This is a genomic window from Synechococcus sp. CCAP 1479/9 (assembly GCF_019038535.1).
In the GTDB taxonomy this organism is placed as follows: Bacteria; Cyanobacteriota; Cyanobacteriia; order PCC-6307; family Cyanobiaceae; genus Cyanobium.
This window is the reverse complement of the sequence record NZ_JAFKRK010000027.1, coordinates 1-23,028: the sequence shown is the minus strand read 5'-3', so window position 1 is coordinate 23,028 and position 23,028 is coordinate 1. Positions and strand designations below refer to the sequence as shown.

The 23,028-nt window shown below is 70.2% G+C and carries 22 protein-coding genes and 1 pseudogene; 9 read left to right on the top strand and 14 right to left on the bottom strand.

Features of this window, described 5'->3' with window-relative positions:
- From KUG38_RS12075 to KUG38_RS12060, 4 genes are all read right to left on the bottom strand, one after another.
- The coding region (locus KUG38_RS12075; RefSeq protein WP_216921961.1) for a Calx-beta domain-containing protein at positions 1-3,224 on the bottom strand (3,224 nt) is incomplete at its 3' end.
- A 2-nt stretch (positions 3,225-3,226) separates the two neighbouring features.
- Positions 3,227-3,403 carry a cadherin repeat domain-containing protein gene (locus KUG38_RS12070; protein WP_216921957.1) on the bottom strand — a complete coding sequence of 59 codons (177 nt, stop codon included), beginning with the start codon at positions 3,401-3,403 and terminating at the stop codon, positions 3,227-3,229.
- 1,122 nt (positions 3,404-4,525) lie between these two features.
- A complete protein-coding gene (locus KUG38_RS12065) occupies positions 4,526-5,794 on the bottom strand; it encodes a mechanosensitive ion channel family protein (protein ID WP_216921954.1) in 1,269 nt (422 codons plus the stop codon).
- Complete coding sequence (locus tag KUG38_RS12060) at positions 5,791-7,044, bottom strand: hypothetical protein (protein WP_216921951.1); 1,254 nt, start codon at positions 7,042-7,044, stop codon at positions 5,791-5,793. The genes KUG38_RS12065 and KUG38_RS12060 overlap by 4 nt, the downstream gene beginning before the upstream one ends.
- Positions 7,045-7,163: 119 nt before the next feature.
- Between KUG38_RS12060 and KUG38_RS12055 the strand changes: the two genes are divergently transcribed.
- Positions 7,164-7,442, top strand: coding sequence for a hypothetical protein (locus KUG38_RS12055; protein ID WP_216921948.1), 279 nt, complete (start codon positions 7,164-7,166; stop codon positions 7,440-7,442).
- A gap of 28 nt (positions 7,443-7,470) precedes the next feature.
- Here KUG38_RS12055 and KUG38_RS12050 read toward each other — a convergent pair whose 3' ends face one another.
- The 3 genes from KUG38_RS12050 to KUG38_RS12040 form a co-directional block, all read right to left on the bottom strand.
- Complete coding sequence (locus tag KUG38_RS12050) at positions 7,471-7,755, bottom strand: DUF5666 domain-containing protein (protein ID WP_216921945.1); 285 nt, start codon at positions 7,753-7,755, stop codon at positions 7,471-7,473.
- Positions 7,756-7,903: 148 nt separating this feature from the next.
- On the bottom strand, positions 7,904-8,248 hold the full coding sequence (locus tag KUG38_RS12045) for a PilZ domain-containing protein (RefSeq protein ID WP_190612237.1): 345 nt from the start codon (positions 8,246-8,248) through the stop codon (positions 7,904-7,906).
- Positions 8,249-8,409: 161 nt separating this feature from the next.
- On the bottom strand, positions 8,410-8,883 hold the full coding sequence (locus KUG38_RS12040; RefSeq protein ID WP_216921942.1) for a YbbN family protein: 474 nt from the start codon (positions 8,881-8,883) through the stop codon (positions 8,410-8,412).
- A 172-nt stretch (positions 8,884-9,055) separates the two neighbouring features.
- Here KUG38_RS12040 and KUG38_RS12035 point away from each other — a divergent pair, with 172 nt between their 5' ends.
- From KUG38_RS12035 to KUG38_RS12020, 4 genes are all read left to right on the top strand, one after another.
- Positions 9,056-10,030, top strand: coding sequence for a J domain-containing protein (locus KUG38_RS12035; protein WP_190612240.1), 975 nt, complete (start codon positions 9,056-9,058; stop codon positions 10,028-10,030).
- A gap of 70 nt (positions 10,031-10,100) precedes the next feature.
- Positions 10,101-11,102 carry a porphobilinogen synthase gene (gene hemB, locus KUG38_RS12030; protein WP_216921939.1) on the top strand — a complete coding sequence of 334 codons (1,002 nt, stop codon included), beginning with the start codon at positions 10,101-10,103 and terminating at the stop codon, positions 11,100-11,102.
- Positions 11,103-11,147: 45 nt separating this feature from the next.
- Entirely contained in the window at positions 11,148-11,585 is a 438-nt protein-coding gene (locus KUG38_RS12025; protein ID WP_216921936.1) for a VOC family protein, read from the top strand.
- 11 nt (positions 11,586-11,596) lie between these two features.
- The gene (locus KUG38_RS12020) at positions 11,597-14,044 is read left to right on the top strand and encodes an endonuclease MutS2 (protein WP_502988698.1); all 2,448 of its coding nucleotides are present in this window, start codon (positions 11,597-11,599) and stop codon (positions 14,042-14,044) included.
- Positions 14,045-14,059: 15 nt separating this feature from the next.
- On the opposite strand, the gene KUG38_RS12015 is transcribed toward KUG38_RS12020, so the two are convergent.
- Entirely contained in the window at positions 14,060-15,298 is a 1,239-nt protein-coding gene (locus KUG38_RS12015; protein WP_216921932.1) for an ABC transporter ATP-binding protein, read from the bottom strand.
- 64 nt (positions 15,299-15,362) lie between these two features.
- Between KUG38_RS12015 and cgtA the strand changes: the two genes are divergently transcribed.
- Positions 15,363-16,355, top strand: a complete 993-nt coding sequence (gene cgtA, locus KUG38_RS12010; protein ID WP_094586566.1) for an Obg family GTPase CgtA — start codon at positions 15,363-15,365, stop codon at positions 16,353-16,355.
- A gap of 65 nt (positions 16,356-16,420) precedes the next feature.
- Here cgtA and KUG38_RS12005 read toward each other — a convergent pair whose 3' ends face one another.
- Positions 16,421-16,639: a Calvin cycle protein CP12 gene (locus tag KUG38_RS12005; RefSeq protein ID WP_094586564.1), complete on the bottom strand. Its 219-nt coding sequence runs from the start codon at positions 16,637-16,639 to the stop codon at positions 16,421-16,423.
- A gap of 189 nt (positions 16,640-16,828) precedes the next feature.
- Here KUG38_RS12005 and KUG38_RS12000 point away from each other — a divergent pair, with 189 nt between their 5' ends.
- Positions 16,829-17,317: a hypothetical protein gene (locus KUG38_RS12000; RefSeq protein ID WP_216921929.1), complete on the top strand. Its 489-nt coding sequence runs from the start codon at positions 16,829-16,831 to the stop codon at positions 17,315-17,317.
- Here the strand turns inward: KUG38_RS12000 and KUG38_RS11995 are convergent.
- From KUG38_RS11995 to KUG38_RS11985, 3 genes are read right to left on the bottom strand one after another with little or no spacing between them, the layout of a single operon-like run.
- The gene (locus tag KUG38_RS11995; protein ID WP_216921926.1) at positions 17,291-19,222 is read right to left on the bottom strand and encodes an ABC-F family ATP-binding cassette domain-containing protein; all 1,932 of its coding nucleotides are present in this window, start codon (positions 19,220-19,222) and stop codon (positions 17,291-17,293) included. The two genes, KUG38_RS12000 and KUG38_RS11995, sit on opposite strands and share 27 nt — an antisense overlap.
- Positions 19,219-19,893, bottom strand: a complete 675-nt coding sequence (locus tag KUG38_RS11990) for a DUF2301 domain-containing membrane protein (RefSeq protein ID WP_216921923.1) — start codon at positions 19,891-19,893, stop codon at positions 19,219-19,221. Before KUG38_RS11990 ends, KUG38_RS11995 begins: the two co-directional genes overlap by 4 nt.
- Positions 19,890-20,882 (bottom strand): glutathione S-transferase C-terminal domain-containing protein, encoded by a 993-nt coding sequence (locus KUG38_RS11985; RefSeq protein ID WP_216921920.1) that lies wholly within the window; start codon positions 20,880-20,882, stop codon positions 19,890-19,892. Before KUG38_RS11985 ends, KUG38_RS11990 begins: the two co-directional genes overlap by 4 nt.
- A gap of 60 nt (positions 20,883-20,942) precedes the next feature.
- Here KUG38_RS11985 and KUG38_RS11980 point away from each other — a divergent pair, with 60 nt between their 5' ends.
- Positions 20,943-21,887 (top strand): aspartoacylase, encoded by a 945-nt coding sequence (locus tag KUG38_RS11980; RefSeq protein WP_216921963.1) that lies wholly within the window; start codon positions 20,943-20,945, stop codon positions 21,885-21,887.
- Here the strand turns inward: KUG38_RS11980 and KUG38_RS11975 are convergent.
- Positions 21,872-22,297 carry a hypothetical protein gene (locus KUG38_RS11975; RefSeq protein WP_216921917.1) on the bottom strand — a complete coding sequence of 142 codons (426 nt, stop codon included), beginning with the start codon at positions 22,295-22,297 and terminating at the stop codon, positions 21,872-21,874. The two genes, KUG38_RS11980 and KUG38_RS11975, sit on opposite strands and share 16 nt — an antisense overlap.
- A gap of 2 nt (positions 22,298-22,299) precedes the next feature.
- Positions 22,300-22,653: a hypothetical protein gene (locus tag KUG38_RS11970; RefSeq protein ID WP_216921914.1), complete on the bottom strand. Its 354-nt coding sequence runs from the start codon at positions 22,651-22,653 to the stop codon at positions 22,300-22,302.
- 207 nt (positions 22,654-22,860) lie between these two features.
- On the opposite strand from KUG38_RS11970, the pseudogene KUG38_RS11965 reads away from it, so the two are divergent.
- Positions 22,861-23,028: pseudogene (locus KUG38_RS11965) on the top strand (photosystem II q(b) protein); the annotation flags it as partial.

Genomic DNA, 23,028 nt, shown 5'->3' with positions numbered 1-23,028 from the left:
ATGCTGCCGTCGGCCTCGGGATCGACCTGGCTGACGGCCTGGTTGATGGTCACTGCCGGCGGGTCGCCGTCGACCGGCACCGGGGCGATGTTCGTGATCGTGCCGGTCGCCGTGCCGCTGGCGGTGCTGACGCTGCCGCCGCCGGTGATCGCGCCCAAGGTCAGCGTCACCGTCTCGTCCGTCTCGGGCGTGGCATCGGTCAGCGTCGTGATGGTGATGGCCTTCGACGTCTCGCCGGCTGCGAAAGAGACGCTCAGCCCAGGTTCGGTGTAGTCGGCCCCGCTCGTCGCCGTGCCACCCACCGACAGGGCGACGGCCCCTGCCGCTGTCCCGATGTCGCGCGTCACGGTGAAGGTGAGCGTGCCGCCCTCGGCGGCCGTCGGCGTGCCGCTGATCGCGTAGGTCGGCGGCGGGAGGACATTGGGGGTCAGGGAGAAGTCGTCGACCGCCAGCCCGTCATCTGCGCCTGCGGCATCGGTGTCTGTCCAGCGGATGAAGAACATCGAACCCGCCTCGATGCTGAGGGCGTCAATGATGCTTGCGATGAAGATCCCATTCGAAGGACTGTTGCCGTCCCGCGCGCCGATCGTTCCAAGACTGTCGACGGTTCTGAAGTCGAGGGCAGCCACGGATTGCCAGGACCCGTTGTCGATGGCGGTTGCGTCCAAACTATATTCGAACTTCAGCGAATCCAGGCGGTTTGCCGTCCCGAGGCGCCATTGCTCTCCTCTGAATGCGATCTCCAGCTGCGTGATTGTCGCAGCCGTGTTGTTGACGAAGGAGGCGCCGAAGACCGAGGACAGCGTCCCGCTCTGAATGGAGCCCAAGGCGCGTTCGTCACTGGCCGTTGGCCCGAAGCTGTAGCTGTCTCCGGCGTTCGTCTGACCGGTGCTGGCGGTGTAATTGCCGTTGGCATTGACACCGGTTTCTTTCAGGATCCAGCCGAATGGCAAAGAAGCGGACGTGCCGAACGATTGCAGTGAGTTGAAGTCCTGCGTGTAGGCTAAACCGAGCTGGGTCAGGGAGATCTGGGAATCGGTGATCGTGCCGGTCGCCGTGCCATTGCTGGGGCTGACCGTGCCGCCGCCGGTGATCGCGCTGAGGGTGAGCGTGACCGTCTCGTTCGGGTCAGCGACTGCATCAGCAATCGTTGCGATCGTGACCGTCTTCAAGGTTTCGCCGGCCGCGAAGGAAACCGTTTGTATAGGCGCCGTGTAGTCGTCGCCGCTCGTCGCCGTGCCGCCCAGCGAGAAGTCGACCGTTCCGGCCGCCGCTCCGTTGTCGCGCGTCACCGTGAAGGTCAGCGTGCCGCCCTCGGCGGCCGTCGGCGTGCCGGCGATCTCGTAGGTCGGCGGCGGGAGGACATTGGTGATCGTGCCGGTTGCCGTGCCATTGCTGGGGCTGACCGTGCCGCCGCCGGTGATTGCGCCGAGGGTGAGGGTCAGGGTCTCGTTCCCCTCGGCGAGGGTATCGGTCAGCGTGGTGATGGCCACGGTTTTCGAGGTCTCGCCGGCCGCGAAGGACAGGGTCAGCCCGGGGGGCTGGTAGTCGGCATTGGCCGTCGCGGTGCCACCAAGCGCCAGGGCAACCGTCCCGGCCGCCGTGCCGATGTCACGCGTCACGGTGAAGGTCAGCGTGCCGCCTTCCGCCGTCGAGGGGGTGCCACTGATCGCATAGGTCGGGGCGGCGGGTGCTTCATCGCCAAGGACCGCAGAGGTGAACCGCCCGCCGGTATTGACAGAGCCGAGCGACCCGCTTGCGACGTCCTTGATCAGAACGGTTCCCGCTGGCGTGCCATCGGTGACCCAGTATTCGCGCCCGGTCGCGGTCGTGGCCTGGAAGAAAAGCTTGTCGCCCACGACGACGAAGTTAGAGGGCGAGGATGGCGCAGCGCCCGGGTTGATGTCCTTGAAAAGCACCGTCCCAGAGGGGGTGCCGTCGGTGACCCAAAGTTCTTTTCCGGTGGCAGAGCCGCCGATGGCGGTGAAGAAAAGCTTGCCTGCGAACGGGGTGAAGTTGCCAGCATCGGGGCTGTTGCCGCTGGTGGTCGGATTGCTCGCCAGCAGTTGCTGGGTTCCCGCTGCCGTCCCGTCCGAGATCCATGGCGCGAAGGAGCTTGTCACTCCACCGACGGTCGTCGTGGCGGTGAAGACGATGGAGTCACCGAACACCGTGAACTTGGGGCCGGTGATGTTGGTGAAGGTTTTCAGAAGCTGCGTCCCCCCGGTGGCGCCATCGATCACCCAAAGCTCGGTCGGGTTGCCTGAGGCCGGGATCTCGCGGGTGAAGAAAAGTTGGTTTCCCGCAATGGCGACCCGAGTCGAGTCCGGATTGATATTGCCGCTGCGAAAACCGGGGTCGAACTCCCGGAAGAGCTCAAGACTGGTGCCGGTGGAAACGTAAAGCTCAAGGCCAAGCGTCGTGCCATCCAGTTCCGTGACCTGCGCGACGAAATACGTCGTGCTGCCAAGGGTTCCAAGGGCTGCCACAACGCCCGCGTTCGTTTCAGGCCCAAGGTTCGAAATCTCCCTCGTTCCGCCGGGAGTGCCGTCGGTGACCCAAACCTCACCTCGCGGCCGTCCCACTGGATCGGAGGTAATCGCATTGAAATACACAAGCCCGTTAGCCTGAAAGAGGCTGTCGTTGAAAACGCCGGACGGTTGCCCGGGCGTGCTGGCGAAGTCGTAAAGCTTCACCGTTCCGGTCGGTGTCCCGTCGGTGGACCAGACGTCGCCATCGGCGGCGAAGATTGCCGTATTCCCCAGGATCGCCAAGGGTTTGGATTGGACCGCGCCGTTTCCGGAGCCCGGCACGATGTCGCGTAGAAGCTGGGTGCCAGCACTGGTCCCATCGGTGACCCAAAGCTCAATCCCCGTGGCCGGGTTGGTGGCCGTGAAGAGAAGTTTGTTCCCGAGAAGTGTGAAGTTCAGGGCGTTGACTCCCGCACTTCCGCTGCCGGGATTGATGTCGGCGAGAAGGGTCGTGCCGTCGGTCGTCCCGTCGGTCACCCATAGTTCCGACCCGTTAGCCGGGGTGGTCGCATAAAAGACGACCTTGCCGTTCACCGAGAAGAACGAGGTCGGATTGCTACCGGACGAACCGACAACAATGTCTTTCAGCAACAGGGTCCCAGCGGCTGTTCCATCCGTGATCCACGGCTCGATACCGTCGGTCGTGTTCGGCGGAGTGAAGCTGAACGCTCCGAAAACGAGTTTCTGAACCACGGTCAAATCCTCTGGTATGAGAAGGAACCGGCCAGCGCGGTCCTGACGCTTGTCACGCCGGTCGCGGCGTCGATGGTGAAGTGGCCCGCCTCGGCGCTATCTGAGATCGCAAGGGTCGGGGAACAGCCGTTGGCGTCGGTCGCGGTGACAGTGGTCACGGCCAGCCCGTTGTTGACCACCGACAGCGCCGAGTATCGCTACTGCCATTCTTGCGGGCGACCCTATCGCCGTGGAGCCCATTAAGTCAAGGTCATGCCTCTCGATCCCGATGCTTTTTCCCCTCGCGCCCGTCAGCAGGGTTCGTTCGGCAGGAATGAACGCTGTTGGCCACGAAGTCCCCATTTACAAGCGCTGTCGCTGCCGGGCTGCCCTGGGGGCCGGCCAAGCCTGCGTTGACGATGCGCGCGAGCCCCAGCTTTCGGCCGTGCACATTGAAGCCCTGCGCACAGAGGTCGGTCCGATCGCGGTTGGGGGTGCTGGTGTTGGAAGTCCCCACGCCATAGCGAAGGCGCCGTCTGCAAGACCCGCCATCTGCACGAGACCCTGGAACACGGTGGTCACTGTGTTGACAACGAATTTCGGACCAAGGCGCATAACGTCGACCATCCTCGGGTCCTCCGAAACGATGGGAAAATCGCCTAGGTGATTCGCCGGATTGCGCCCACGTTCAGTGACCGCGAGGCCCACCAGATCGTCAAGATGGCCCATGGCTCCATCGATGATCGGCTGTGGCTGAGCAATCTGTACGCGTGCTTGCCTGCCTGTACTAGGCACACCATTTTTCAGCGGAAAGCTGAGAGGTACCCGGCAGTTGCCATGACGTCCGCCATTTCCGTCCAGTGGATCCCCACCCCTGAGATGGCCGATCGTCTGGGGATTCACCCACAAACGCTCCTTCGGCTTCGTCGCCAGTCCTTCGAACCATTTCGGGAGGATCTGCACGACCGCCGTGGAGGCCTGACCACGGCAGCTCCGCTCCAGTGGCACCCAGAAGCCACTGAGTCGGCTTTCACCAGCTTTCGACGGATCGACTCGGCAGCGGTCGAAACCTTCTCAGGTTCGAGGTCTTGAACCATGTCCCTCGACACTTTGCGCCGCACCCACCCACCTGGAGGACCCATTCACCCGCAAGGGGTGCCGCCTGTTCTGCAGGTTTCTGGGCCGATCACGGCAAGCCGTTTCCTAGCTACCTGCTCCCCGATGCCTACACCAGCAGCCGCCCAGCCCTTGGGGTGATCTGGCGCAAGTTGAAGCGTTTTAGGCACCCAAATGACCCATGGGCCCTGGAAGGGCCCTTCCCATCATCCGGAGGCTCCTCCCGGCGGCTCAGGGCTCGGAGGCTCTGCGCTCGGCTCGCGGGCGCGCTCCACGATCAGATGGGGGAAGGGCAGCTCGATGCCCAGCGCCCGGAACCTCTCCATGGCCGCCGCAACGACGGCGCTGCAGATCCTCCGGTTGGCGAAGGGGCTGTGGATCCAGAACTTGACCACGTAATCGCCGCCGCGGTCCCCCACCCCCTGCAGGTAGGCCTTCGGAGGCGGATGGCTCTCCACGCCCGGCACGGCGGCGGCGATCTCCTCCAGCAGGGCCAGGATCGTGCCCGCGGGCTGGCCAGCATCGACGCTGATCGCGATCTGGGTGAGAAAGCGGGTGCGGCCGACGCTGAATTCCACCGTGCTGGAGTTGAAGAAGGTCTGATTGGGAATCACCAGCTCGGCGTTGTCACGGTCGCGCCAGAGCCGGGTGGCCCGCAGGCCGAGGCGGCGCACCTCGCAGAAGTCGCCGTCCAGGGCGATGATGTCGCCCGGCCGCAGGGAGCCTTCGAACAGCAGCCACAGGCCGCTGACGAAGTTGCCGAACACCTCCTTGACGCCGAAGCCGAGGCCCACCGACAGCCCCCCGGCGATGGCCAGCAGGGCGGTGCTGTTGAAGCCGATCGTTTCCAGCAGCGCCACGGTTCCGAGGCTGATCACCGCGTAGCGCACCATCAGGCCGATGGCGCGCGCGCTCACCCGCTCCAGGGCAAAGCACCGCTTCAGCAGCCAGGCCACCCCCAGTGACGGCGGCCCTGAGGCGACGAGCAGCAGGTAGAGCACCACCACCAGCCGCGTCATGTCGCCCACATTCACACTGGCGCCCATCCAGCGGCCCAGGGGGATCAGGGCCAGCTCGGCGCGGGTGTCCAGCTGCTCAATCAGGGTCCACAGCAGTCCGGCGAGCAGGAATGGCCGGATCAGCAGATGGCGCAGCGGCTGGATCTGATCCTCGGGAAGCCAGCGCTCGGCCCGATGCAGTACCAGCTCCGACCCCTGCAGACTGGCCACGAGGGTGATCAGCAGGACGGCGAGGGCCGTCGGCTGACGGGCGATGGTCAGCAGCCCCCAGCCCAGGACGCCCACCACCCCCGTGGCGGCAAGTTCCAGCCACCTTGAGCTGCCGGCCGGCCCGCAGCGGCGGCCCACCAGGCGACTGACCGCCACGGCCAGGGCCACCAGGGCGAGCTGGAGGAGGACCTGGGGCCGTCCCAGCATCGGCAGCCAGCCGACTATCTGGCCGAGCAGGTCGTTCATGGCCTGGGAGCCAGGGCCCTGAGCACATCCCCGGTGGCCTCCGCCGCCGTGATCTCGCCGAAGGCCACCGCCGTCACCAGGCGCGTGAGCTCGCGGTCGCGGGGATCGCCGGCGGGCAGCAGCCGGGCGATGGCGTCGCTGGCGTCGGCCTGCCGCACCGACCGCTGCATCGCCTTGAGCACGGGGGTGTGCAGCGCCGAGGGCGGGACGAAGCGATTGGTGGGCAGCATGTCCTGGTTGTCGGTGGTCAGGGTGCTCTGGATCCAGGGGTTCAGCGCAAACACGGCCAGGGCTTCCGCCACGCGCCGCTGCCGGGCGGTGGAGTCCGTGCCGAAGGCCAGCACCCGCAGCCGCGTGATCGGTGTCGGCGGCCCATAGGGTCCGGCGGGCAGGTCGCTCACCCCGAGGGCGGTCCCCAGGCTGCGGCGCAGCCGGCTGAGGCTGCCGCTGTTGCAGGGGATCCAGTCCAGGCGCCGCTCCAGCAGACCCTGCACCAGTGCTTCCTGGTCGGGCTCGATGAAGACCTGCTGGTTGAAGTTGGCGGCCGACAGCCAGGCCAGCCACCGCTGCAGCCCCTCCCGTTCGCCGGCCGCCAGGGGTCGCCCGGCGGCGGCGGCGAGGATCGCCCGATCCGCCCCCAGGGGACCCGTGCTCCAGAAGAGGCTGCGCGATTCCACCGCCAGCCCCACCCGCAGTCCCCCGCGGGCCTGGCTGAGCAGGTCGTCAGTGCTGGTCGGGCTGCTGGCCAGCCGGGTGCGGTTGTAGCAGGCGAGCTGCGGTCGCCTCAGAATCGGCAGGCCCGCCAGACCCCGGGGCGGCATCTCCAGCCGCTGCAGGGAATCGGCGTCCACCTGGCGGCGTGTGGCCTGGGGCAGCTGGAGGCCCCGGGCCAGATCGGCCTCCACCAGGGCGTGGGCGGTGGAGCCTGCCACCAGCATCAGATCGGGGCCGAAGCCTGCGGCCTGCCGGCGACGCACCTCCTCGATGAAGGCGCTCTCACGCAGGAGGTTGGTTTCGATCGCCACGTGGGGGTGCAGCTGGCGAAAGGCCGCCACGATCGCCTGCGCCTGCAGGACCTCTTCCTGCAGGATCGCCTTGGTCAGCGGCTGGTCGCCTTCGACGCTGATGGCGAGATAGGCCGTTCCGCTGAGCTCCTCCGGAGCGAGGCCGCAGCCCGACAGAAGGCTGAGCGGCAGCGCCAGCAGCAGGACCCGCAGGGCGCCGTTCATGGCCTGCAGGGCTGGGTTCATGGCCTGCAGGGACCGGGGCCCAAAGGACGACTCTAGGAGCCCCCGTTGGCCCCGCCCGTGCCTTCGGCGGCCTGGCGCGCCGACCTTGCTAGGACGAGGACTCCTGCGCATGACCGGCGATGAAACGCTGCCAGCTCCTCATCGTTCCGGCCGTCGCGGCGGTGGCCCTCGCCCTGGCCCTCCCCGGCGCCAGCCAGGCCCGGCCCAACCCGGGCGGGCTCGGCGGGCCGGCCTCCGGCGCGGGGGTGGCCCCCGGCGCCGGCTTCGGAGCGGCCGGGGCCGGCCTGGACCGGGAACCGGGCGTCGGTGCCGGTGGGGTGGGCGGGCCCGCCTCCGGCGCCGGGGTACGCCCCGGGCTCGGCTACGGGGCGCCCGGCGCCGGGATGTACCGGCGCTGATGAGGCGGGCGGCTCAGGCCGGGAGGCCTCAGTCGTCCAGCTCGATCTCCTTCGCGAAACGGGTGCCGCCTCGCTGGGAGTGCTCCACTTTCACCTGCATCCCCGGTTTCAGATCGGCGAAGGTCTTCAGGCCATCGTCGTAGTCCGTGGACGCATTGGTGAGCAGCGTCTGGCCGCCGACGACAAAGGAGCGTCGGCCGGCATCGACGGACTGGATCTTGCCTTTGAGGGAATCGGAGGAATCGGCCAGCACCGGCGTGGCGACCGTGCCGAGCAGGAGGCTGGCGGCGAGGGTGTGATGGAGCAGGTTCATGGCTGCTTGTCGTCAAGCGACGGGGACCACCGGATCGTATGGATTTCAGCGCTGTGGTTGCTGCGGGCTTCGATGACTGGATGTGACTCACCCCGGCGCCAGTCATGACTGGACATCCCTCCGCCCACGGAAGTTCAGACTCGCGGCGTCAGAGCTCCTCCGCCTTGATCAGCAGTCTGAGAAAAGTCTTGGAAATGTCGAAACCCTCTTCAAACCTGAGACCTGAGTAGTGGGCGCCCCTGAGCTGATTCATCCAGATCAGCTCGCCCCTGGCTTCAATGATCTCCTCGTCGCTGGGATCGTGGAAGCGAATCTGGGCGGGGGTTCCCATGGGAACCTCCTGAAAGCTGCGGATGCAGGCGCCGGAACGGCTCACATCCCAGAGATGGCCGGAATAACAATGATCCTGAAAATACACCTCGACTTTAATGAGAATCTGAAAAAAGGGCGCTGAAAACTTGGGTTCTCGAGCGGGAAGTCTTGACTCCTTCATGTCCCTGGGGAGAGGAGATTGGCTTCGAACGGGGTTCAGTGTTCTGCGGAACTGGTTTACGGACTCTACCAAATTCATTCATGCCGTCTACCTCGTGCCTCGACATCTGTGTGTCAGTGGACACGTGGTTTTCCGGGTGATTCGCTGCTCCGCTCCCGCCCTCAGGGGGTGCCCGTTCCCGGCGCCTTGGTGAAGCCGCTCCAGCGCTTCAGCTCCTCCAGTGTCTGCACGCCCTCCACCCGGCTGGTGCCCAGGACCCAGGTGGGGTAGGCCTTGATGCCCGCCGCCTGGCAGCGTTCCCGGCCCTCGCTGGTCTTGTCGCACTCGACGTAGGGCAGCCGGTCCCCCGCCTGCTGGCCGAAGAGGCTCTTCTGGCGGAAGCAGGCCGGGCACCACCAGGCGCCATAGAACACGGCCCCGATCCGCCGCAGATGCTCCGTCAGCGCCAGCTGCTCGCCGCCGGAGGGGGCCAGGGCCTCACCGAGGGTGGGGGTGGTGGAGCCGCCGGCCTGGCCGCCGTGGGCCGGGGGGCTGATGCTCAGCAGGCCCCCCGCCAGGGCGGACAGCCCGCCCAGCAGCAGCAGCGCCGGAGCCGAAGGCCGCCGGGGGGGCCGGGGTGGGGAAAGGGGGGGCATCGGCGGGTCGGCGAGGCCGGAAATCTAGGCCGCCCCCAGAGTCGTGCCCAGCTGCCGTACCCCTCTGCCGTACGGGCTTCCGCCCTGCCCGGGCCTGTGAATTCAGCGGCGGGACTGGGACAATTTCCAGGTTCGACGGTGACGGGCGCCCTGGCGACATGAGCGTGACGAGATGAGCGTGAATGGTTACCGCGACTATTTCAAGGTTCTGGGTCTCGAAAGGGGCACCGATGCCGATGGCATCAAGCGGGCCTTCCGCAAGCTCGCCCGCCAGTACCACCCGGATGTGAATCCCGGTGATGCGTCCGCCGAGGCCCGCTTCAAGGAGATCAGCGAGGCCTATGAAGTGCTCTCCGATCCCGAGAAGCGCCGCCGCTACGAGCAGTTCGGCCAGTACTGGAACCAGATGGGCGGCGGCGGTGGCGCCCCCGGCGTCGATGTCGATTTCGGCCGTTACGGCAACTTCGACGACTTCATCAACGATCTGCTGGGACGCTTCGGTGGCGGCGCCGCGGCCGGCGCCCCCGGCGGTTTCGGCTTCGGCAGCGGTTTCCCCGGTGGCTTCGGCTCCGGTTTCGGCGGTGCTGGCGCCGAGCGCTCCACCCAGGTGCAGCTCGATGCCGAGGCCACCATCAGCCTGCCGGTGGCCGATGCCTTCCGCGGCTGCGAGCGCACCCTCGCCGTCAACGAGGAGCGGGTGCAGGTGCGCATCCCCGCCGGCGTCAAGGACGGCAGCCGCCTGCGGCTGAAGGGCAAGGGCAACCTGCAGCCCGGCACGGGCCGCCGCGGCGATCTCTACCTCACCCTCAAGCTCCAGCCCCATCCCGTCTGGCGACTCGATGGCGACCAGCTGCGGGCCGAGCTCCCCCTCAGCCTCGACGAACTGGCCCTGGGGGGCGAGGTGCGCGTCGCCACCCCCGATGGCGAAGCCACCATCCAGGTGCCCCCCGGCATGACCCTCGGCCGCAGCCTGCGGCTCAAGGGCAAGGGCTGGCCGGTGAAGGACGGCCGGGGCGACCTGCTGTTCACCCCGACCCTGAAGCTGCCCGACAGCCTCAGCCCCCGGGAGCGGGACCTGCTCGAGCAGCTGCGCCAGGCCCGCAGCGTCGACCCCCGCCAGGACTGGATCAGCGCCGCCCTGCTCTGAGGGCCGCGCCCCTTCGCCCTCCAAGCGCCGGAAGGGCTTTCCGTAGGATCCGGCCAGTCAGATCTGCCCCATGGAGCTCACCTATCGGCCCCGCCGGCTGCGTCGCACGCCGGCCCTGAGGGCCATGGTGCGGGAATTCCAGCTCAGTGCCGCCGATTTCATCTATCCGCTGTTCGTCCACGAGGGCGCGTCCAACGAGCCCATCGGTGCCATGCCCGGCGCCCAGCGCTGGAGCCTGGAGGGGCTGGTGGCGGAGGTGGGCCGGGCCTGGGACCTGGGCATCCGCTGCGTGGTGCTGTTCCCCAAGGTGGCCGACGGCCTCAAGACCGAGGACGGCAGCGAGTGCTTCAACGAGGGCGGCCTGATCCCCCGGGCGATCCGGCGGCTCAAGCAGGAGCATCCGGCCATGGCGATCATGACCGACGTCGCCCTCGATCCCTATTCCTGCGACGGCCATGACGGCATCGTCAGTGCCGAGGGGGTGGTGCTCAACGACGAGACCATCAGCCTGCTCTGCCGCCAGGCGGTGGCCCAGGCCCGGGCGGGCGCGGATCTGATCGGCCCAAGCGACATGATGGACGGCCGGGTGGGGGCCATCCGCGAGGCCCTCGACGAGGAGGGTTTCGAGCACGTCGGGATCATCAGCTACACCGCCAAGTACGCCTCCGCCTACTACGGCCCCTTCCGCGAGGCGCTGGATTCGGCCCCCCGGGCCGTGAGCACCAAGCCCATCCCCAAGGACAAGAGCACCTACCAGATGGATCCGGCCAATGGCCGCGAAGCCCTCACCGAAGCCCTGCTCGATGAGCAGGAGGGGGCCGACATCCTGATGGTCAAGCCGGGCCTGGCCTACCTTGACGTCATCCATCGCCTGCGGGGCGAAAGCGAGCTGCCCATCGCCGCCTACAACGTCAGCGGCGAGTACGCCATGGTCAAGGCCGCCGCCGAGAGGGGCTGGATCGACGAGCGGGCCGTGGTGCTGGAAACCCTGCTCTGCTTCAAGCGGGCCGGCGCCGACCTGATCCTCACCTACCACGCCTGCGACGCCGCCCAGTGGCTGCGCGACGGCTGAGCCGCACCGCTTGAATGGTGCGATGAACCGTCGCTGCCCCCTCCCATGACGCGTCTCGGCCACGTGGCGGTGCGGGTCCAGGACATGGAGCGAGCCAAGCGCTTCTACGAGGGGCTGGGGCTGCGCCTCACCTGGGATGCCCAGGACTGGGCCTACATGCAGTCACCCGCCAACGGCGACGGCATCGCCCTGCTCAGCCCGAGCTACACCGCCGCCGGCCCCCACTTCGCCTTCCACTTCAGCGACCGCGCCGAGGTAGACGCGGTGCACGACCGGCTCGAGGCGGAGGGCCACCGGGTGGGGCCGGTGCACGACCACCGCGACGGCACCGCCTCCTTCTACCTGCAGGATCCTGAGGGCAACTGGCTGGAGATGCTCTACGAGCCCGTCGCCGGCATCCCCTCCAACGTGGGTGCCGCCGCCATCCCCGCCCCTGCCCCCGCCCCCACCTCCACCTCCACCTCCCTGGCACCGGCGGGGTGAGCGCAGCCCCTGTGAGCGAGATCCACCAGGACACCCTGGAGCTGCTGGAGTGGCCCCGGCTGGCCGAGCACCTGGCCGGTTTCGCCGGAACCGCCGCCGGCCGCCGCCACTGCGCCGGCCTCAGCCTGCCCGACCATCCGGCCGAAAGCCGTCGCCTGCTGCTGGAGACCACCGAGCTGCTGGCCCTCGATGGCCTCTGCGAGGGCGGCCTCAGCCTGCAGGGGGCCGGGGACATCGCCGCCACGGTGGCCCTCTGCGCCAAGGGCGGCTGTGCCGGCGGTGAGGAGCTGCTGGCGCTGGCCGCCACCCTGGCTACGGCGCGGCGGCTGCGGCGCCAGATCGAGGACCCGGAGCTGCGCCCCGTCACCACCGCCCTGGTGGCCGAACTGCGCACCCTGCCGGAGCTGGAGCAGCGGCTGCATTTCTGCCTGGAGGAGGGCGGCCGGGTGGCGGACCGGGCCAGCGGCCCCCTGGAGGCGGTGCGGCGCCAGCTGCTGGCCCTGCGCGGCGAGCGGCGCGACCGGCTGCAGGAGCTGGTGCGCCGCTACGGCTCCCTGCTCCAGGACACGGTGGTGAGTGAGCGGAGCGGGCGGCCGGTGCTGGCGGTGAAGGCCGGCGCCGCCGCCCAGGTGGGCGGCCTGGTGCACGACAGCTCCGCCTCCGGCAGCACGGTGTACGTGGAGCCCCAGGCGGTGATCCCCCTGGGCAACCGCATCCGCGATGCCGAGGGCCAGGAGCGGGAGCTGGAGCGCCAGGTGCGCAGCGAACTCAGCGCCCTGGTGGGCGAGCAGGCCGAACCCCTCGACCACCTCCAGCAGGTGCTGGTGCGGATCGATGCGGGCCTGGCCCGGGCCCGCTACGGCCAGTGGCTGGGGGCGGTGCGGCCCGAGCTGGCCGATTCGGCCGACGCCCCCTTCGAGCTCATCGACCTGCGCCACCCCCTGCTGCTCTGGCAGGAACGGCGCCAGGGCGGCCGGCCGGTGGTGCCCGTGACCATCCGGGTCGGCCCGGAGCTGCGGGTGGTGGCGATCACGGGCCCCAACACCGGCGGCAAGACGGTGACCCTCAAGAGCCTCGGTCTGGCGGCCCTGATGGCCCGCGCCGGCCTGTTCCTGCCCTGCGCCGGCACCCCCCGGCTGCCCTGGTGCGGCCAGGTGCTCGCCGACATCGGCGACGAGCAGTCGCTGCAGCAGAACCTCTCCACCTTCAGCGGCCACATCCGCCGCATCGCCCGCATCCTGGCGGCTCTGCCGGCAGGGGCAGCCGTACCGGAAGGCGCGGCCCTGCCCCAGGGTCCGGCATCCCTGGTGCTGCTCGATGAGGTGGGGGCCGGCACCGATCCCACCGAGGGCAGCGCCCTGGCGGCCGCCCTGCTGCGCCACCTGGCCGATCGCGCCCGCCTCACCGTCGCCACCACCCACTTCGGCGAACTCAAGGCGCTCAAGTACGCCGATCCCCGCTTCGAGAATGCCTCGGTGGCCTTCGACGTCGAGACCCTCTCGCCCACCTACCGGCTGCAGTGGGGCATCCCCGGCCGCAGCAACGCCCTGGCGATCGCCTCCCGCCTGGGGCTGGACCCCGCCGTGCTGGCGGTGGCCGCCGCCCAGCTGGAGCCCGGCGGCGAAGGTGATGTGAATCGGGTGATCGAGGGGCTGGAGCAGGAGCGCCAGCGCCAGCAGGAGGCGGCCGAGGCGGCGGCGGCCCTGCTGGCCCGCACTGAGCTGCTGCACGAGGAACTGCTGCAGCGCTGGTCGCAGCAGAAGGAGCAGTCGGCGGAACTGCAGGAGCAGCGCCGCCAGCGGTTGGAGCTGTCGATCCGGGAGGGGCAGGGGGAGGTGCGGCGCCTGATCCGGCGGCTGCGCTCGGTGGGCCAGGAGGTGCGCGTCGGCGGGCGGGTGGCCGGCGAGACGGCCCGCCAGGCCGGCCAGCGGCTGCGGCACCTCGAGCAGCAGCACCGGCCCCTGCCGGAGCGGCGCGACCACGGCGGCTGGCGGCCCAAGGCCGGCGACCGCATCCGGCTGCTGGCCCTGGGCAAGGCGGCCGAGGTGCTGGCGATCTCCGACGACGGCAGCGAGCTCAGCGTCCGCTGCGGCGTGCTGCGGCTGACGGTGGAACTGGCCGGCATCGAGGGGCTGCACGGCGAGAAGCCGGCGCCCCCCGAGCCGCCGCCCCAGGTGCGGATCCGCAGCCGCCGTTCCCCGGGCAGCCGCGGGCCTGAAGTGCGCACCGAGGGCAACACGGTGGACGTGCGCGGTCTGCGGGTGCACGAGGCCGAGGCGGCGGTGGAGGAACGCCTGCGGGGGGCCAACGGGCCGGTGTGGGTGATCCACGGCATCGGCACGGGCAAGCTGAAGCGTGGTCTGCGGGACTGGCTGTCCGGCCTGGCCTGGGTGGAGCGGGTCAGCGATGCCGAGCAGGGGGATGGGGGCCCCGGCTGCAGCGTCATCTGGGTGAAGTGAGGCCCTGCCCGCGGCTCAGTGGTTGATGGCGGGCAGCTGGGGTTCCTGCCGCGGCGGCGGCGTGGTGGCTTCGGGCGGCAGCAGGGCCGACCCGAGCCCGTCGAACAGACGCCAGCCCGTGGGCTCGACATCGAGATGCACGGTCTGGCCCACGGTCACGCCCTGGTCCGGGGTGGCCCGCACCAGCACCAGGTGGCTGCCCTCCAGCAGCCGGCAGGTGACCAGCTGCTCGTTGCCCAGGGCCTCGCAGTGGCTCACCTCCGCCGCCAGGTTGCGGTTGGTGGCGGGGGCCAGCCGCAGGTGCTCCGGCCGCAGGCCGCCGGTGAGCCGGTGGCCGATCCAGTCGCCCAGCAGGTCGGCCATCGGACCCTCCACCGGGAAGCGCCGCCCCCCCAGCAGCAGCTGGGCGGAGCCGGCCACCTCCACCGGCAGCAGGTTCATCGCCGGGCTGCCGATGAACTGGGCCACGAACAGGTTGGACGGCCACTGGTACAGCTGCATCGGGGTGCCCAGCTGCTGCAGCCGGCCCTCGTTGAGCACGGCGATGCGGTGGCCCATGGTCATGGCCTCCACCTGGTCGTGGGTGACATAGAGGGTGGTGGTGCCCAGGCGCCGCTGCAGCTCGACGATCTGGGTGCGGGTGCCGGTGCGCAGCTTGGCGTCCAGGTTGCTGAGGGGCTCATCCATCAGGAACACCGCCGGCTGGCGGGCGATGGCCCGACCCAGCGCCACCCGCTGCTTCTGGCCGCCGGAGAGCTCCTTGGGCCGGCGCTCCAGCAGCGGCCCCAGCTCCAGGGTGGCGGCCACCTCGTCGATGCGCGCCGCGATGCGGCGCTCCCGCTCGGAGTCGATCCGCAGGGGGGCCGGCAGGCCTCGGGTGGACCGGTGCAGGCTGTCCTGCAGCTGCTGGGGCAGGCTGCGGTGGCGGCTGCGCCGCAGGCCGAAGCCGATGTTGTCGGCCACGCTCAGGTGGGGATAGAGCGCGTAGCTCTGGAACACCATCGCCACGTCGCGCTGGGCCGGCCGCAGCCGGCTCACGGGGCGTTCCCCGACGTAGATCTCGCCCTCGGTGGTGGCCTCCAGCCCGGCCAGCAGCCGCAGCAGGGTGCTCTTGCCGCAGCCCGAGGGGCCCACCAGCACGAGGAATTCACCGTCCTGGATGTGCAGGTCGAGTTGGCGCAGCACCTCCACCGGGCTGCCGCCGCGACGGGGCGGGTAGGTCTTGCCGACCTTCTCGAAACGGACCTCGGCCAAACCAGGGGTGCAACCGGGGGATCCTAGGGTTGTTCCTCATCCGAGCCCCGGCCGAACCCCTTCCTTGCAGTTCATCGATCAGGCCCGCATCGCCGTGCGCGCCGGCCGCGGCGGCGACGGCATCGTGGCCTTCCGTCGTGAGAAGTACGTCCCCGCAGGCGGGCCCTCCGGTGGCGACGGGGGCCGCGGCGGTGACGTGCTCCTCGTCGCCGATGCCAACCTCCAGACCCTGCTGGATTTCAAGTACCGGCGCCTGTTCGCCGCCGACGATGGCCGCCGCGGCGGACCGAATCGCTCCAGCGGGGCCAGTGCCTCCACCCTGACGATCCGGGTGCCCTGCGGCACGGAGGTGCGCGACTGCCGCACCGGCATCCTGCTGGGGGATCTCACCAACGCCGGCGAGGAGCTGCTGGTGGCGGCCGGGGGCCGGGGGGGCCTGGGCAACGCCCACTACCTCAGCAACCGCAACCGGGCGCCGGAGAAGTTCACCGAGGGCAAGGAGGGGGAGGAATGGCTGCTGCAGCTGGAACTCAAGCTGCTGGCCGAGGTGGGGATCATCGGCCTGCCCAATGCCGGCAAGAGCACCCTGATCGCCGTGCTCTCGGCGGCCCGGCCCAAGATCGCCGACTACCCCTTCACCACCCTGGTGCCCAACCTGGGGGTGGTGCGGCGGCCGAGCGGAGACGGCACCGTGTTCGCCGACATCCCGGGTCTGATCGCGGGGGCGGCGCGCGGGGCCGGCCTGGGCCATGAGTTCCTGCGCCACATCGAGCGCACCCGGCTGCTGCTGCATCTGGTCGATGCGGGTGCGGAAGATGTGCTGGCGGATCTGCAGGTGGTGGAGGAGGAGCTGGCCGCCTACGGCCACGGCCTCAGCGATCGCCCGCGCCTGGTGGTGCTCAACAAGATGGAGCTCCGTGATGCCACCGAACTCGAGGAGCTGGTGGCGGCCATCGCGGCCCACACCGGCGAACCGCCCCTGGTGATCTCTGCGGCGGCATCCCAGGGCCTCGATGCCCTGCTGGCCGCCGTGTGGGCGCAGCTGGGCATCGCCTGAACCCTGATCAGGCCCGCGCCAGGAAAGCCCCTGTCAGCGTGGGCCGATCCGTGAGCGTCGCGTGATCAGTCGTCGTAGACGCGGCACTCGGGGGCTTCGGGGTTGAGGTCGCAGTAGACCTCCAGGGGGCTGGGGTCGTGGCTGTCCTCGGGGTGGTGCTCCTTGTACTCGTTGAGGGCCTTGAGCTCCTCTTCGAGGTGGCGCACCTTGCCGAGATTGCCGTCGGCCTTGGCCGATTCGATCTCGACTTTGTCCTTCTCGATGTGATCGTCGATCGTCTTCATGCAAAAACCGGCCGTCACGGGTCGGAACTCACCGCAGACACCATACGGTCGGGGCCGGGGTATCGCCGTCTCCTGTGGGTCTCCTCACACCCCCCGGCCGGGGTCTGAGCGTTGCAAACCCGGCGCCGGCGGCTGCGGTGGAGGCTTGTCCGTGGCTAGCAGCGGAATGGACAGTGCCCCGGTTGGCCCATGACACGCATCAGCAAGCGGCGGGAACGGCATTTCATCGACGAGCACGGCCGGCTCTTCTGGATCAACGGTCCCGAAACCCATTGCTACCTCTCGGAGCAGCGCCAGTGGCGCCGGGGCCTCGGCTTCGAGGAGGTGCTGGTCTGGAAACAGTGCGCTCCCAGCGGACTCGTCAGCCAGCGCTTCGCCAGCCTCCAGGCGGCCCTGGAGGCCTTCCAGGCCGACGCGGTGCAGTGGTACCAGGATCTCTACCTGCGCCGCATGGGGGACCAGATGGCGGCCCACCGCAGCGTGGACGACTACAAGCCCACGGCGATGCAGCAGGACGAAGCCCGGGGTGCCCGGGTGCAGCGCCAGCCCTGGCTGCTGCCGGAGCCCGCCGGGCCGGTCTGTGGCCTGCCCCCCCGGATCGCCGATGGGGCGGGGCTCCTGGAGGTGCCCCACCCGCACCGGCGCCGGCGCTCAGGCTGCCAGCTCGCTGAGCGTTAGCCAGCGCTCCTCGGCGGCGGCGATCCGCTCCACCAGGGCCGCCAGCTCGTGGGTCAGGGCCTCCAGTCGGGCGTAGTCCGGGCCGCTGGGGGCCGCCAGGTGCTGCTCCAGCTCCCGGCGGCGCTGCTCGAGCTCCGGCAGTTCGCTCTCCAGGCGCTCCAGCTCCCGGGCCTCCTTGAAGCTGCGTCGCCGGGGCCCGGCCGCCGCCTTGGCCGCTGGCGTTGCTCCCCTGGCGTCCTGCGGGGTGGCCCCAAGGACGGCGGCAGGACCGGGGGCCTGCCCAGGGGCGGTGGCCGGGGCCTGGGCCCGCCGCTCCAGCCAGCTGGTGTAGTTGCCCTCGAAGCGCTCCAGCCGGCCCGCCTCGAAGTGGAACAGGCGGTCGACGGTGCGGTCCAGGAACCAGCGGTCGTGGGAGACCACCACCACACAGCCGCGGAAATCCTCGAGGAAGTCCTCCAGCACGCTCAGGGTGTGCACGTCGAGGTCGTTGGTGGGCTCGTCCAGCAGCAGCACGTTGGGGGCCTCGATCAACAGCCGGCAGAGGTGCAAACGCCGGCGCTCGCCCCCGGAGAGCTTGGCCACCGGCTGGTGCTGCTGGGCGGGGGGAAACAGGAACCGCTCCAGCAGCTGGGAGGCCGTCAGCTCCACCCCGTCCACCTGCACCCGGCTGGCGGCCTCCTGCACCACCTCGATCACCTTGCGCTTGCCGTCCTTGGCCAGCAGCACGTCGCTGTGCTGGTCGAAGTAGGCCAGCTTCACCGTGGCCCCCAGCTCCAGCAGGCCCTCGCTGGGGGGGCGGCGGCCGGCGATCACCTCCAGCAGGCTGGATTTGCCGGCCCCGTTGGGCCCGATGATCCCCACCCGGTCCTCGGGGCTGAAGTCGTAGCTGAAATCTCGCAGCAGGGTGCGCTCGCCCACGGCCACCGCCAGGCCCTCGGCGGTGATCGCCCGCTTGCCGATGCGCCGGGCGGTGGCGGCCATCGCCAGGCTGGTCCGCCCCTGGCGGGTGGGGGCCTCCAGCAGGGCATCGATGCGCTGCAGCCGGGCCTTCTGCTTGGTGCTGCGGGCCTTGGGGCCCTGGCGCATCCAGGCCAGTTCCCGCCGCAGGGTCCCCTTGAGCTTGGCGGCGGTGGACGCTTCCGCCTCCTCCTCGGCCGCCTTCAGGGCCAGGTAGGTGCCGTAGTTGCCCTCATAGGGGCGGGCCTCGCCCCGATCCACCGCCACGATCCGCCGGGTGACCCGATCCAGCAGGTAGCGGTCGTGGGTGACGAGCACCAGGGCGCCGGCGAAGCGATCCAGGTAGCTCTGCAGCCACTCGACCCCCTCGGCATCGAGGTGGTTGGTGGGTTCATCAAGGAGCAGCACCTCGGGTTCGGCGACCAGGGCCGCCGCCAGGGCGACGCGGCGCCGGTTGCCGCCGGAGAGTTCGCCGATCGTCCGCTCCTGGTGGGCCGCGTCGATGCCCAGGCGCTCCAGCACCTCGCGGCAGCGGCGCTCCAGATCCCAGGCCTGGCAGCCGTCCATGCGGTGCTGCAGGGCGCTGAGGCGGGCCAGGAGCTGGTCGTCCTCTGGATGGAGGGCCAGCTGGTGGCTCACCCCGGCGTACTCCCGCAGCAGGGCCATGGCCTCCCCGTCACCGGCGAACACCTGTTCCAGCACGGTCAGGGCCGGATCCAGCCGGGGCTCCTGGTCGAGCAGCACCACCCGGGTGCGGGCATGGCAACGACGCTCGCCCCGATCCAGCGGTTCGAGGCCCGCCAGCACCCGCAGCAGGGTGCTCTTGCCGGCGCCGTTGGGGCCGATCAGCCCCAGCCGGTCCCGCTCGCCCACGTGCAGATCGAGGTCGGCGAACAGGCTGCGCAGGCCGAAGTCCTTGGCGGCCCCCACCAGGCTGATCAGGCTCATGGGGCTTCGACGGACGGGCCCTGCCCCTGGCGCTGCTGCTCCAGGTGGGCGAAGACGCTCTTGTCGCCCACATCCGCCGCCGCCGGCATTGGGAACTTGCGCAGGCAAAGCACCAGCAGCAGCAGGGCCTCGGCCGCCAGCAGGCTGGCGGTGGTGGCCGGGCTGAGCACGCCGGCCAGGCGGCCGAGCAGGGCCAGGGGCAGCAGCAGGGTGACCCCGATCGCCTCGGGGCGCTGGAAGCAGAAGAACTCCTTGAAGCCGATGCCGGCCAGGGCGGCGAAGTAGGGCCCCACCGCCAGGATCCACAGGGGTTGCTGGGCCAGGGCGGGGAGCATCTGGTCCGGTCCGGCCCGCAGGGCCAGCAGCACCCCGCCCAGGCAGCCCGCCAGCCAGAACAGCTGCAGGGCCCGGTGCAGGGGGCGCAGGTAGATGTGGATCCAGCGCAGGGCCAGGCCCAGCCCGGCCGCCATCACCAGCAACCAGGGCCAGAGCAGGTCGGGGCCCAGCTGGCGCCACTGGGCCAGCAGGGCCAGCTGGCCGAGGGCCACGGCCGTGAGGGCCAGCCGGTAGCCGAGCACCTCGCGGCGGTCGGTGGCGGTGATCGAAAAGGTGCCATACACCCCCTCGAAGACGGGGTCGGCGCCGTCCGGGGTGGCCAGGGTGCTGCTCATCGGATGGGGGTGCCGGGGGCGGCCGGGGGCGGGCTGCCTACCAGTGTGGCCAGGTCCGGTCCCGCCGGGACGATGCCGGAGGGGTGGAGGGGGAACAGGGCCCCGAAGTAGTCGGTCCGCCAGGCCGTCGGGAAGCAGGTGGCGGCCACCCCCTCCAGGGCGTGGAAGCGGCGCCGCCAGTCCCACAGCCGGGGCAGCTGCCAGAGGGGCTTGCGGCTGCAGCCGAACAGGGGCGCGTAAACCAGTTCCATGCGGATCAGGCTGGGGAACAGCACCACGTCCGCCAGGCTCGGGGCGGGGCCGCCACACAGCCAGCCGCCACCCTCACCACAGGAGGCGAGGCTGGCCTCGACGGCCTCCAGCGTCTCGAACAGGGCCGCCTCGGCCTCGTCGTAGGCCGCCTGGTTGCGGGCGAAGCCACAGCGGTACACCCCGTCGTTGACATCCCCCTGCAGGCGCTCCCGCCAGGCGCTGATCGCCGGCAGGTCCGCCGGCGGGGCCAGGTCCGGAGCTTCGGGCGCCGCGGGCCAGGCGTTGAGCAGCTCGATCAGGCGGGCGCTCTCGTTCACCAGGATCGTCCCCGTTCGCCGCGAATAGAGGGCCGGCACGGTGGCCCGGGCGCGGGGATCGGCGCCGCAGCGGCGGTAGAGCTCGAGCAGGGTGCCGCAGCCCTCGAAGGGCTCGCTGAACCGCCAGCGCCCGGCGTCCGGATCGGGAACCACCACCACCCTCTCGATCATCGGGGCCAGGCCCCGCAGGCTCCAGGTGATCCAGGCCCGATGGGCCCAGGGGCAGCTGCGGCCCACGATCAGCACGTGGCTGCGGGCTTCGGCGGCGTCCTCCGGCACCGGCGGCAGGGCGGTGAAGGCCCCGGCCGGCCGGCGGTAGCGGCCCTGGCCGTCGGCGGGGCCGAGCCCCCCCATCAGCAGGCGCCACTGGCACTGCCAGAGCTGCCGGGCGGAGCGCACCAGCGGAGCGGGCGGGGCCATGGACATCACGGTTCGCTGCCCTGACTCTGCGCCAGGCTGGGACCTGTGAGCGAGCAGGCGATGGTGTCGGGCCGGGTGATGGTGGTGGGGGGCACCCACGGCAACGAGCGCAACGCGCCCTGGCTGCTGGAGGCCTGGCGACGGCACCCGGCGCTGCTGCAGAGCCGTGGCCTTGCCCTGGAGCTGGTGCTGGGCAACCCCGCCGCCCATGCCGCCGGGGTGCGCTACCTCGACCAGGACCTCAACCGCAGCTTCGTGCCGGACCGCCTGGACGCCCCCGGGCCAGGGGACCGGGAACTGGAGCGGGCCCGGGAGCTGCTGGCCCGCCATGGGCCAGGGGGCAGCGCCCCCTGCCTGGTGGCCCTCGATCTGCACAGCACCACCGCCGCCATGGGCAGCAGCCTGGTGGTCTACGGCCGGCGGCCCGCCGATCTGGCCCTGGCGGCGGGCGTGCAGCGACGCCTGGGCCTGCCGATCTACCTGCATGAGCAGGACCGGGCCCAGACCGGTTACCTGGTGGAGCGCTGGCCCTGCGGGCTGGTGGTGGAGGTGGGCCCGGTGCCCCAGGGCGTGATCCAGGAACCGATCTGCCGGCAGAGCCAGCTGGCCCTGGAGGCGGCCCTGGAGGTGCTGGCGGAGGCCCGCAGCGGAACCCTGCGCCAGCCCGACGGGCTAGTGGTGCACCGGCACCTGGGCAGCCTCGATCTGCCCCGCCATGGCGACGGCACCCCGGCGGCGGTGGTGCATCCCCAGCGCCAGAACCGCGACTGGCAGCCGATCGCCGCCGGCGATCCCCTGTTCCTGACGGCCGAGGGCGCCACGATTCCCTACCACCCGCGGGAAGACCAGGAGGCCGGGCCCGTCTGGGCCGTGTTCATCAACGAGGCGGCCTACGGCGAGAAGGGCATCGCCCTCAGCCTCACCCGGCGGGAGTTCTGGCCGGTGGAGCCGGGCTGGGGCCAGGCCCTGGCTGATCTGGCCCGGGAGCTTCAGAGCCCGGGCTGAGCCTGGGGCTGGCCGGTGGCGGCGGGCTGGGAGCGGGGCACGCCGTTGTAGAGGACGTTCACGACGCTGCGTCCATCCGGGGCGACGAGGATCTCCGTTTCCACCGAGGGCGGCAGGCCGAGCTGGGCCCAGCCGGGGACGCCGCCGTAGAAGCGGAACAGGAAACCCTCGGCATCGGCGCGCACCAGGCAGTTGCCGCCGCTGCGCTCGTACATGCAGAGGGCGGGCCGGTAGACCCCGAGGCCGCCGTTGATCACCTCGGCCCGCATCCGGGCCAGGTTCGCGGCGCGGCCCCGCTGGAAGGCCTGTTCCTGGGTCATCTGGGCCCGGGCCGGGGAGGCCCCCACCAGGGGGACGGCCAGCAGCAGGGCCAGGCAGCCCAGCAGGGGCCGCAGGGAAGGGGAGGTCATGGTCATCCGCAGACGAGGGTGGTCTGTTCCTTGGTGCAGGGGAGGTCGGTCTTGCTGCCGTCGGCCCAGTAGATGCGCAGCCGGTCGTCCTCGGTGTCGGTGCGCAGGGTCAGGGACTTGACCACGCCGGCGGGGGGCTTGCCGGCCGGATCGGCGGTGTCGGGACGCAGGTCGGCCTTGTTGAGCCGCTGCTCGAGCTGCTGGATCTTGAGTTCGAGCTGGTCGATGCGGCGGCTCTCGGGATTGGGCAGGCCCTGGCAACCGGCCGCCAGCAGGGGGAGCAGCAGCAGGGTGGGCAACGGCCCGCGCAGGCGGCGACGCGGCGGCTGGGGAGGAAGCGACGAACGCGAGACCATCGGCGGCAGGGCGTTATGACCGGAGCACCTCACCTCCTAGCAGCGGCAGGGGGGCCAGGCCAGGCGGGAAGCTCATCTTTTCTTCATGAACGCCGCCTCACACGCCGCAATGGTCTGTTACATTGCCTTGAGGCGATCCGTCGCCCTTCCTTACGCCCACGGCCGGCGCGAAAGCGCTTCCGCCTGACGGCACTCTTTCATGCACTCATGACCGCCACTCTCCAGCAGCGCTCCGGCGCTTCGGTGTGGAACCAGTTCTGTGAGTGGGTCACCTCCACCAACAACCGCCTCTACGTCGGTTGGTTCGGTGTGCTGATGATCCCCACCCTGCTGGCCGCCACCATCTGCTTCATCGTCGCCTTCATCGCGGCGCCC

Excerpts from the sequence above, each read along its gene's own strand:
- KUG38_RS12065 (WP_216921954.1), bottom strand. The coding sequence starts at position 5,794 with ATGAACGACCTGCTCGGCCAGATAGTCGGCTGGCTGCCGATGCTGGGA.
- KUG38_RS12025 (WP_216921936.1), top strand. The coding sequence starts at position 11,148 with ATGACGCGTCTCGGCCACGTGGCGGTGCGGGTCCAGGACATGGAGCGA.
- KUG38_RS12055 (WP_216921948.1), top strand. The coding sequence starts at position 7,164 with ATGAAACGCTGCCAGCTCCTCATCGTTCCGGCCGTCGCGGCGGTGGCC.
- KUG38_RS12005 (WP_094586564.1), bottom strand. The coding sequence starts at position 16,639 with ATGAAGACGATCGACGATCACATCGAGAAGGACAAAGTCGAGATCGAA.
- KUG38_RS12000 (WP_216921929.1), top strand. The coding sequence starts at position 16,829 with ATGACACGCATCAGCAAGCGGCGGGAACGGCATTTCATCGACGAGCAC.
- KUG38_RS12040 (WP_216921942.1), bottom strand. The coding sequence starts at position 8,883 with ATGCCCCCCCTTTCCCCACCCCGGCCCCCCCGGCGGCCTTCGGCTCCG.
- KUG38_RS11980 (WP_216921963.1), top strand. The coding sequence starts at position 20,943 with ATGGTGTCGGGCCGGGTGATGGTGGTGGGGGGCACCCACGGCAACGAG.
- KUG38_RS11985 (WP_216921920.1), bottom strand. The coding sequence starts at position 20,882 with ATGGCCCCGCCCGCTCCGCTGGTGCGCTCCGCCCGGCAGCTCTGGCAG.
- KUG38_RS11995 (WP_216921926.1), bottom strand. The coding sequence starts at position 19,222 with ATGAGCCTGATCAGCCTGGTGGGGGCCGCCAAGGACTTCGGCCTGCGC.
- KUG38_RS12060 (WP_216921951.1), bottom strand. The coding sequence starts at position 7,044 with ATGAACCCAGCCCTGCAGGCCATGAACGGCGCCCTGCGGGTCCTGCTG.
- hemB (WP_216921939.1), top strand. The coding sequence starts at position 10,101 with ATGGAGCTCACCTATCGGCCCCGCCGGCTGCGTCGCACGCCGGCCCTG.
- KUG38_RS11970 (WP_216921914.1), bottom strand. The coding sequence starts at position 22,653 with ATGGTCTCGCGTTCGTCGCTTCCTCCCCAGCCGCCGCGTCGCCGCCTG.
- KUG38_RS11975 (WP_216921917.1), bottom strand. The coding sequence starts at position 22,297 with ATGACCTCCCCTTCCCTGCGGCCCCTGCTGGGCTGCCTGGCCCTGCTG.
- KUG38_RS12045 (WP_190612237.1), bottom strand. The coding sequence starts at position 8,248 with ATGAAGGAGTCAAGACTTCCCGCTCGAGAACCCAAGTTTTCAGCGCCC.
- KUG38_RS11990 (WP_216921923.1), bottom strand. The coding sequence starts at position 19,893 with ATGAGCAGCACCCTGGCCACCCCGGACGGCGCCGACCCCGTCTTCGAG.
- KUG38_RS12050 (WP_216921945.1), bottom strand. The coding sequence starts at position 7,755 with ATGAACCTGCTCCATCACACCCTCGCCGCCAGCCTCCTGCTCGGCACG.
- KUG38_RS12035 (WP_190612240.1), top strand. The coding sequence starts at position 9,056 with ATGAGCGTGAATGGTTACCGCGACTATTTCAAGGTTCTGGGTCTCGAA.